The sequence below is a fragment of the Pseudonocardia lacus genome, from assembly GCF_018531445.1.
GTDB classification, from domain to species: Bacteria; Actinomycetota; Actinomycetes; order Mycobacteriales; family Pseudonocardiaceae; genus Pseudonocardia; species Pseudonocardia lacus.
Genome location: NZ_JAHDTH010000319.1, coordinates 1 through 5,819, shown reverse-complemented (window position 1 = coordinate 5,819; position 5,819 = coordinate 1). Strand labels below are relative to the sequence as shown.

General features: G+C 74.8%; 7 protein-coding genes. 5 read left to right on the top strand and 2 right to left on the bottom strand.

From position 1 onward, the window contains the following. Nucleotides 1-991, top strand: a 991-nt coding sequence (locus KIK08_RS36765) for a dihydrolipoamide acetyltransferase family protein (protein ID WP_214407933.1), incomplete at its 5' end; no start/stop codon positions are given. Nucleotides 992-1,110: 119 nt separating this feature from the next. Then, entirely contained in the window at nt 1,111-1,605 is a 495-nt protein-coding gene (locus KIK08_RS36760; RefSeq protein WP_214407932.1) for an FxsA family protein, read from the top strand. A gap of 87 nt (nt 1,606-1,692) precedes the next feature. On the opposite strand, the gene KIK08_RS36755 is transcribed toward KIK08_RS36760, so the two are convergent. Together KIK08_RS36755 and KIK08_RS36750 are read right to left on the bottom strand one after the other, a co-directional pair. After that, nucleotides 1,693-2,061: a hypothetical protein gene (locus KIK08_RS36755; protein ID WP_214407931.1), complete on the bottom strand. Its 369-nt coding sequence runs from the start codon at nt 2,059-2,061 to the stop codon at nt 1,693-1,695. Between the two features lie 61 nt (nt 2,062-2,122). Beyond that, complete coding sequence (locus KIK08_RS36750; RefSeq protein ID WP_214407930.1) at nt 2,123-2,764, bottom strand: SIMPL domain-containing protein; 642 nt, start codon at nt 2,762-2,764, stop codon at nt 2,123-2,125. Between the two features lie 131 nt (nt 2,765-2,895). Here KIK08_RS36750 and KIK08_RS36745 point away from each other — a divergent pair, with 131 nt between their 5' ends. From KIK08_RS36745 to KIK08_RS36735, 3 genes are all read left to right on the top strand, one after another. Then, nucleotides 2,896-3,726: a DUF1206 domain-containing protein gene (locus tag KIK08_RS36745; RefSeq protein ID WP_214407929.1), complete on the top strand. Its 831-nt coding sequence runs from the start codon at nt 2,896-2,898 to the stop codon at nt 3,724-3,726. A gap of 125 nt (nt 3,727-3,851) precedes the next feature. Continuing rightward, on the top strand, nt 3,852-5,042 hold the full coding sequence (locus tag KIK08_RS36740; protein WP_214407928.1) for an ATP-binding protein: 1,191 nt from the start codon (nt 3,852-3,854) through the stop codon (nt 5,040-5,042). Between the two features lie 197 nt (nt 5,043-5,239). Then, nucleotides 5,240-5,557: a GroES family chaperonin gene (locus KIK08_RS36735; RefSeq protein ID WP_214407927.1), complete on the top strand. Its 318-nt coding sequence runs from the start codon at nt 5,240-5,242 to the stop codon at nt 5,555-5,557. Nucleotides 5,558-5,819: the final 262 nt, after the last annotated feature.

Genomic DNA, 5,819 nt, shown 5'->3' with positions numbered 1-5,819 from the left:
GGAGCCCCCGGCGGCACCGCCACCCCCGCCGACCCCGGCACCGAGCGCGCCGCCACCCGCTCCGGAGCCCGCGCCGGTCCGGGTGGACCGACCGGCGAACGGGTCCCCGGTCGCCGGCACCGTCCCGCTGGCCAAGCCGCCGGTCCGCAAGCTGGCCCGCGACCTGGGCGTCGACCTGCGCGAGGTCACCCCGTCCGGGGCCGACGGCGTGATCACCCGCGACGACGTCCGGACGCACGCCGCGTCCGCCGAGGAGCCCGCGCCGGCCACGTCCGCCAGGCCCCGCCCGGGCGGCGGCGAACGGCGCGAACCGATCCGCGGGGTCCGCCGGGCCACCGCGGCCGCGATGGTCCGCAGCGCGTTCACCGCGCCGCACGTCACCGAGTTCCTGGCGATCGACATCACCGCCACGATGGAGCTGCGCGAGCGGCTGCGGCGCAGCCGCGAGTACGCCGACGTCCCGCTGACGCCGCTGGCCTTCGTGGCCAAGGCGGTGTGCCTGGCCGCGCGGCGCACGCCGGAGGTCAACGCGCACTGGGACGAGGACGCCGGCGAGATCGTCTACTACGACCGGGTCCAGCTCGGGATCGCCGCGGCGACCCCGCGCGGGCTGGTGGTGCCCAAGATCCGCGACGCGGACACGCTCGCCCTGCGCGACCTGGCCGTGGCACTGGGCGAGCTCACCGCCACCGCGCGGTCGGGGAAGACACCCCCGGCCGACCTGGTCGGCGGCACGTTCACGATCACCAACGTCGGCGTGTTCGGCGTCGACACCGGCACCCCGATCCTCAACCCGGGCGAGGCCGCCATCCTGGCCGTCGGCGCGATCAAGCCGGCGCCGTGGGTCGTCGACGGGGAGCTGGCCGTGCGCACGGTGTGCCAGCTGGCGCTCTCGTTCGACCACCGCCTCGTCGACGGCGAGCAGGGCTCGCGCTTCCTCGCCGACGTCGGGGCGTTGCTCACCGACCCGTCACTGGCCCTCACCTGGTAGCCCTCCCCCCACCGCCCCGTCACCTTCCCGGCACGGGGCGGCGGGGGGTGTGCGGCGAGTGACACCGAGTCGTGATGCGCGGACGGGAGCACGGGTCCGGCCTCGTTCGTTGAGCGGGTATGCCGTTCGTGCTCCTGTACCTGGTGGTCGAGATCGTGGCGCTGGTCGCGCTGGGGTCCGTGATCGGCCTGACGTGGACGCTGGTGGTGCTGCTGGCCGGCTCGGTGCTGGGCTTCTGGCTGGCCCGCCGGGAGGGCCTGCGGGCGGCCCAGGCGCTGGGCCGGGCGGTGTCCGAGCGGCGCGTGCCGCACCAGGAGCTGACCGACGGCATGCTGGTCGCCGCGGGCGGCGTGCTGCTGTTCGTGCCCGGCCTGGTCACCGACCTCGCCGGCCTGCTGCTGCTGTTCCCGCCCACGCGGTCACTGGTGCGGGGGCGGCTGGTGCGGGCCGCCGAGAAGCGCGCCCCGGAGCTGCGCACGGCGCGCATGCGGTCGGGTCACACGGTCGTCGACGGCGTCGTGGTCGACGCCGACACCGCCGGGCCGACGCCGCCGTCCGACGGCCCCCTGGTCATCGAGGGCTCGATCGCCCCCGAGGAGCGCCGCTCCGCCTGACCGGCAGCCGTCGAGAACGAACTTGTCGTGATCGAACCGCCCTGTTGATCACGACAACGTCGTTCTCGACGGCCGAGGCCGGGCGGGTCAGACCCGGCGGTGGCTCCAGACCGGCTCGACGCGGGCCCACTCGCGGGCCAGGGCGCGCCGGTCGTGGGCGGCCAGCCGGGCCCGCCAGATCGCGCCGGCCAGCGCCAGCAGCCCCCAGCAGACGGCGAGCGTGCCGATCCCGGCGACGAGGCCGGCGGCGGTGGGCGGGGGTTCCACGACGGCGCCGAGGTGGGCCGGCGGGGCGGCGGCGCGGGACGCCGCCGCCAGCAGCCCGATCGCGACGGCGACGAGGACTGCGAAGACGGCCAGCAGGACCTGCGCCCGGCGGAGCAGGACACGGGCGTGATCGGTAGCTCGGAGTAGCGCTGCTGAGCTGTTCGGGGGACGTGGCGTCAGACCTTCCACGTCCACTTCATCCGATCGATGGCGTAATTCGTTACAGCGCGTGCGAGAAGCCCGCTCACGATCAACTCTGCGTGATCAACGTCCAACGGGTCGTGCAGCGCGCGGACACCCGCACGGGTTCGGGCTCCAGGCCCAGAGCGCGCACGTCGGCGCCGGAATCGGCGGCGCCGGACTCCATCGCCATCGCCCGGTAGGCCATGGGGGCGTGCTCGGCGGCCTCGGACAGCACGAGCAGCGGCCCGACCCTGCCGCCCAGCGCCTCGGCGTAGCCCTCGGCCCGGTGGCGGGCGTCCGCGACGGCGAGCTTCTGCGCCTCGCGCAGTGCCGCCGCCTCGTCGTCCAACAGCCAGCGCGGGCCGTTCAGCCCGGTGGGCTCGGTTCCGATGAGCGCGGAGAGCACCTCCTCCACCGCGGCCACGTCGGTGATCCGCAGGGAGACCTCCTGCCCGGCCCGGCAGCCGACCACGCGCTTGCCCCGCCACTCGTTGTGCACCCAGAGGCGGCGGTGGCGCACCTGCACTGCCGCGTGGGCCAGGTGCGGCTCGGCGTCGGCCACCCGCCGGCCCAGCTCGCGCACCGCGTCGGTGCGGGTGCGGGCCGAGGCCGTGTAGGTGAGGTCGACGTCGGCCCGGTCGGCGGGCTGCTCGTGCCAGCCCGATCCCTCGGTGACGATCTCCGGTCCACCCGGCGCCTGCCCAGCCATGCCGCCAGGAAACCAGATCGGGGGCCGTCCGTCGGGTGTCGCCGCGCCGATCGGACTGTATGTGGTGTTCTAGTTCCTTCAGCAGATTCGGTTAGAGAATGCGATGGGCGGTGGCCGGGTACTGCGACGGGGTGAGTCCCCTGGTCAGCCTGCGCCGCCTCGTCCGAGAGGGGCGCTCCGACGCGCCCGGGCAGGTCGTCGACACGCTCGGTCGCATCGGGCTCGTCGGCTACGGCGTGGTGCACGTGCTGGTCGCCTGGCTGGCGCTGGCGGTCGCCTTCGGCATCCCCGACGACCCGCCCGACCCGCAGGGCGCGATCGCGACCATCGCCGACACCCCCGGCGGCACCCTCGCGCTCGGCCTGGTCGCCGTGGGGCTCATCGCCTTCGCGCTCTGGCAGGTGACCGCGGCCGCCATCGGCTTCCGCTGGGTCAGCGGCGGGGAGCGGTTCCGCAAGCGCAGCGGCGCGGTCGCCAAGTCGATCGCCACCGGCGGGCTTGCCGTGCTCATCGTCGACTCGCTCGTCGACCACGGCGCCCCCCGGCAGACCACGGCCCAGTCGCTGGCGGCCGGGATGCTCGCGCTGCCGGCCGGCCGGTTCCTGCTCGGGACCGTGGCCGCGGTCATCCTGGTGCTGGCCGGGATGATGACCTACACCGGCGTGCGCCGGACGTTCATGGGCGACCTGGACGTGCGCCGCCTCGCGCCGGTGGCCCGCCGCGCGATCGAGGCGCTGGGGGTGCTCGGCCACCTGGCGCGGGCGCTGGCCCTGGCGGTCATCGGCCTGCTGGCCGTGGGGGCCGCGCTGTGGGCCGACCCGAACCGGGCCGGCGGCCTGGACGCCGCCCTGTACGCCCTGGGTGAGACGTGGCTGGGGGCGTGGCTGCTGGTCGTGGTCGCCGTCGGGTTCGGCGCGTTCGGCCTGTTCTGCGTGGCCGACGCGGCCACCCGACGCGCCTGATCGGGCTCTATCCAGCTTTCTAGCGATCTTCCGATAGAGATTGATAAGTACCGATCGACGACACGCCATCGGCTTCGCTAGCCGGTTCTACGGCCGGGACAAGAAACGCCGATACCGTCCGATGCGTGGACCCGGTACGCAACCCGTTCGCGCCAGGGGCCGGTCAGCGCCCGCCCGAGCTGGCCGGGCGCGACCGCGAGCTCGACGCCTTCGAGATCGTGCTGGAGCGGGTCGCGCGCGGGCGCCCGGAGCGCAGCCTCGTGCTCACCGGCCTGCGCGGCGTCGGCAAGACCGTGCTGCTCGGCGAGCTGCGGTCGATGACCGTGCGGGCGGGCTGGGGCGCCGGCAAGATCGAGGCCCGCCCCGACGCCGACCTGCGCCGCCCGCTCTCGGCCGCGCTGCACCGGGCCATCCGCGACCTCGCCGTGCGCCACCCCGACGCCGACCGCGTCGACGAGGTGCTCGGCGTGCTCAAGGCGTTCGCCCTGCGCTCCGCCCCGGACGGGGCCAAGCTGCGCGACCGCTGGCAGCCCGGCATCGACGTGGCCGTGCGCAGCGGCCGGGCCGACTCCGGGGACATCGAGATCGACCTGGTCGAGCTGTTCACCGAGGTCGCCGCGCTGGCCGCCGACCTGGAGGCCGGCGTCGCCGTGCTCATCGACGAGATGCAGGACCTGCGCCCCGACGACATCTCGGCGCTGTGCGCGGCCTGCCACGAGCTGTCCCAGTCGCGGTCGCCGCTGGTGGTCGTCGGAGCGGGCCTGCCGCACCTGCCGGCCGTGCTCTCGGCGTCCAAGTCCTACTCCGAGCGGCTGTTCACGTACGTGCGGATCGGTCAGCTCGACCGCGAGGACGCCGACTTCGCCCTGCTCGCCCCGGCCGAGCGCGAGGACGCCTCGTTCGACGCCGACGCGCTCGACCTGCTGTACGAGGCGTCCGGCGGCTACCCCTACTTCGTGCAGGCCTACGGGAAGGCGGCCTGGGACGCCGCGCCCCGCAGCCCGATCGGCCCGGCCGACGTGAAGATGGCCGCGCCGGAGGCCGAGGCCGAGCTGGCCGTCGGCTTCTTCGGCTCGCGCTTCGAGCGCGCGACCCCCGCCGAGCGCGAGTACCTGCGCGCCATGGCCGAGCTGACCGGCGGCCGCGACGAGCCGGTGGGCACCTCGGGCATCGCCGACCACCTGCAGCGCAGGGCGTCGTCGCTCTCGCCCGCGCGCGACAGCCTCATGAAGAAGGGCCTGGTCTTCTCCGCGCAACGCGGCCAGATCGCCTTCACCGTGCCGCACTTCGGCCGGTACCTGCTCGCGCAGGGATGAGGCCGAAGCTGGGCCGAACGGGTGAATCTGGTACCTCGCGCCGGAGCCCGTAACGGATCCCCCGGCTCGTGCGAATCCCAGTACAGCCCCGCGGCGCTGTCGGACCCCCGACCTGACAGCACCGCGGGGCTCTTCGTTGCCCGGGGGCGGTCAGGGCCGGTCAGGGCCGGTTCGGACGAGGTCGTAGCATCACTGCGATGCGGGACGCCAAGCTCGAGATCCAGATGCTGCACGACCGCGTGATGGTCAAGGCGGACGCCGGCGGCGAGCGCCGCAGCGGAGCCGGCATCGTGATCCCGGCGACCGCCGAGACCGCGAAGCGTCTGGTCTGGGGCGAGGTGTTCGGCGTCGGAAACTACGTCCGCACGGTGAAGGTCGGCGACCGGGTGCTGTTCGCGCGCGACGACCAGCACGAGGTCGACATCCACGGGGAGACCTACCTGGTGTTGCGGGAGCGCGAGCTGCACGCCGTCGCCACCGAGCCCACCGAGCACGGCACGGGCCTCTACCTGTGACGACGTGCGGGTGTGCCGACCGGGCCGCATGGCCCGGCGACGAGCGGTGAGGGGAACTGGACTTCATGCCCGAGCGTCAGTCCGCGCCCGGTGAGGCGACGGCCCGTCCGGAGCCGGACGTGACAGAGCGCGGCGACGGCGACACGGCGCCCGCGGCCGCTCCCGGCGGCAGCGACGCGCCGGCCGCCCCCGAGGGCGCGACCGCAGGCGAGCCGACCGGCGCGACGGAGGCGGACGCGACGACCGACGCCACTGCCGCGGA